General features: G+C 75.2%; 3 protein-coding genes. 2 read left to right on the forward strand and 1 reads right to left on the reverse strand.

Features of this window, described 5'->3' with window-relative positions; translation table 11 throughout:
• Together FHP29_RS04355 and FHP29_RS04360 are read left to right on the forward strand one after the other, a co-directional pair.
• Positions 1–1,004 (forward strand): hypothetical protein (locus tag FHP29_RS04355; protein ID WP_139621761.1); only part of this gene is annotated, 1,004 nt, incomplete at its 5' end.
• Positions 1,001–1,801, forward strand: coding sequence for a nucleoside hydrolase (locus tag FHP29_RS04360; protein WP_139621638.1), 801 nt, complete (start codon positions 1,001–1,003; stop codon positions 1,799–1,801). The genes FHP29_RS04355 and FHP29_RS04360, both read left to right, overlap by 4 nt.
• On the opposite strand, the gene arfB is transcribed toward FHP29_RS04360, so the two are convergent.
• A partial coding sequence (gene arfB / locus FHP29_RS04365) for an alternative ribosome rescue aminoacyl-tRNA hydrolase ArfB (RefSeq protein ID WP_139621762.1) occupies positions 1,798–2,156 on the reverse strand: 359 nt, incomplete at its 5' end. The two genes, FHP29_RS04360 and arfB, sit on opposite strands and share 4 nt — an antisense overlap.

Here is a 2,156-nt window from a genome sequence, read left to right on the forward strand (position 1 = left end):
GGGCGGCGCGGGCCGATCTCGCCGCCGCGGAGCGGTGGTTCGTCGAGCACGGACTGCCGTACTTCGTCGACGACTACCGCGCGGCGGTCGCCCGGGGGCTGCGCCGCGCGCGACTGCTGCCGGTGATCGCCGTCGCCTCGGTGCTCGCCATCGTGGCGGGCGTGGCCACCGGGCCCTGGCTCGGGGTCGCCTCCGCTCTCGGCGCCGCGCTGACCGTGCTCGGTGTCGTCCTCGCGGTGTACGCCGTCGCGGTGCTGCGCGCGTGGCTCATCGTCGGCTGGGCGGTGCGCCGCACCTTCCGTTCGCTCGGGCTGATGATCCCGCTGGTGACGCGTGCCCTGCCGCTGCTCCTGCTCTTCATCACCTTCCTGTTCATCAACGCCGAGGTGTGGCAGGTCGCGGCCAGCCTCGACGGCGGGGTGCTCTGGATCACGGTGCTGCTGTTCGCCGCCATCGCCGTGGGCTTCCTGCTGACCCGGCTGCCCGAGGAGCTCGACAGCGTCGACGACGAGGTCGAGGCCCAGCAGCTGATCGACGCCTGCGCCGGGACGCCGCTGGAGCCCGCCGCCCGGCGGATCGCCGCCCGGGTCGACCGGGTCGGCGCGGTCGACGCCGAGGTCGGCGGCCTGCAGAAGGCCAACCTGCTCCTCGTCCTGCTCGTGGCGCAGGCCCTCCAGGTGCTGCTGCTCGCGCTCGCGGTGTTCGCCTTCTTCATCGTCTTCGGCGTCGTCGCCATGGCGCCCGAGGTCGTCGGCACCTGGACCGGCGGCGCCCTGCACCCGATCGAGGGCCCGCTGGGAGGGATCCTCGACACCCGGCTCAGCCTGGAGCTGATCCGGGTCTCGACCTTCCTCGCCGCCTTCAGCGGCCTCTACTTCACCGTGTACGCCGTCACCGACGAGCTCTACCGGCGTCAGTTCTTCTCCGTGGTGATCCGCGAGCTCGAGCGCGCGGTCAGCGCCCGGGTCGCCTACCGCTCCCTGCGTGACGACGAGCCGGCATGAGTCCAGCGAGCCGCGTCCCGGTCGTCGTGGACTGCGACGCCGAGACCGACGACGCCGTCGCGCTCCTGCTCGCCGCCCTGCACCCGGACCTCGACCTGGCCGGGGTCTGCGCCGCGACCGAGGACGACGCGGCGTCGGTGCGCGCGATGGTCGCTCGCGGCGGCGTCGACATCCCCGTGCACGCCGGCACCGCGTGGCTCCTGGCGACGCTGGACAGCGCGTCCGCGCCGGTCGCCCTGGTGACGACCGGGCCGCTGACCAACCTGGCCGCCGCGCTCGCGGCCGACCCCTCGATCACCCGCCGGGTCGCACGGCTCGTGGTGCTCGGGGGCACGCACCGCGAGCCCGGAGTCACGCCGTACGCCGAGCGCAACATCTGGTCCGACCCGGAGGCCGCGGACCGGGTCCTCCAGGCCCCGTTCCGCGACCGGCTGCTGGTGACCGCCGACGCCACCGCCTCGGTCGCGCTGACCGACGCGGACCTCGACCGGTGGCGCGCCCTGCGGACGCCCGCGGCGCTGGCCGCGGCCGAGCTGGCGGCATCGCGACTCGACCGTGGTGCGCGGGTGCACGACCCGCTCGCGGTCGCCGCGCTGATCGACCCCACGCTGCTCAACACGCTGCGAGCAGGGGTGCGGGTGGAGTGCGCCGACCCGACGGCGTACGGCGCCACCCGGTTCGCCGCCGAGGTCGACGAGTCGCGGGGCCGGATCTCGGTCGCCGTCCGCGCGGACCGCGCCAGGTACGTCGACCTCCTGACCACGACGCTCGGGCGCCAGGACCCCCGGCCCCGCTAGTCCTCGACCCGTCCGCGCAGTTGCTTGGTGCGTCCTCGCTGACGCTTGGCGTCGAGCCGGCGCTCCTTCGACCCGCGGGTCGGCCTGGTCGGGCGCCGCGTCGGCGGGGGAGGGGCGAGGAGCTCGCGGACGCGGGCCGCGAGGCGCTCGCGGGCGGCCACGCGGTTGCGGTGCTGCGAGCGGTGCTCGTGGGCGACGACGCTGATCGGTCCCGCGGCGCGAGCAAGGAGCCGGGCGCGCTGGGCGTCGGTCAGGACGGCCGAGGTCGCCGGATCCCAGACCAGCTCGACCCGGCTGTCGGTGGTGTTGACGGACTGGCCGCCGGGACCGGGCGACCGGGAGAACCGCTCGACCA

Origin of the sequence: Nocardioides albidus (genome assembly GCF_006335005.1) — a bacterium.
GTDB lineage: Bacteria > Actinomycetota > Actinomycetes > Propionibacteriales > Nocardioidaceae > Nocardioides > Nocardioides albidus.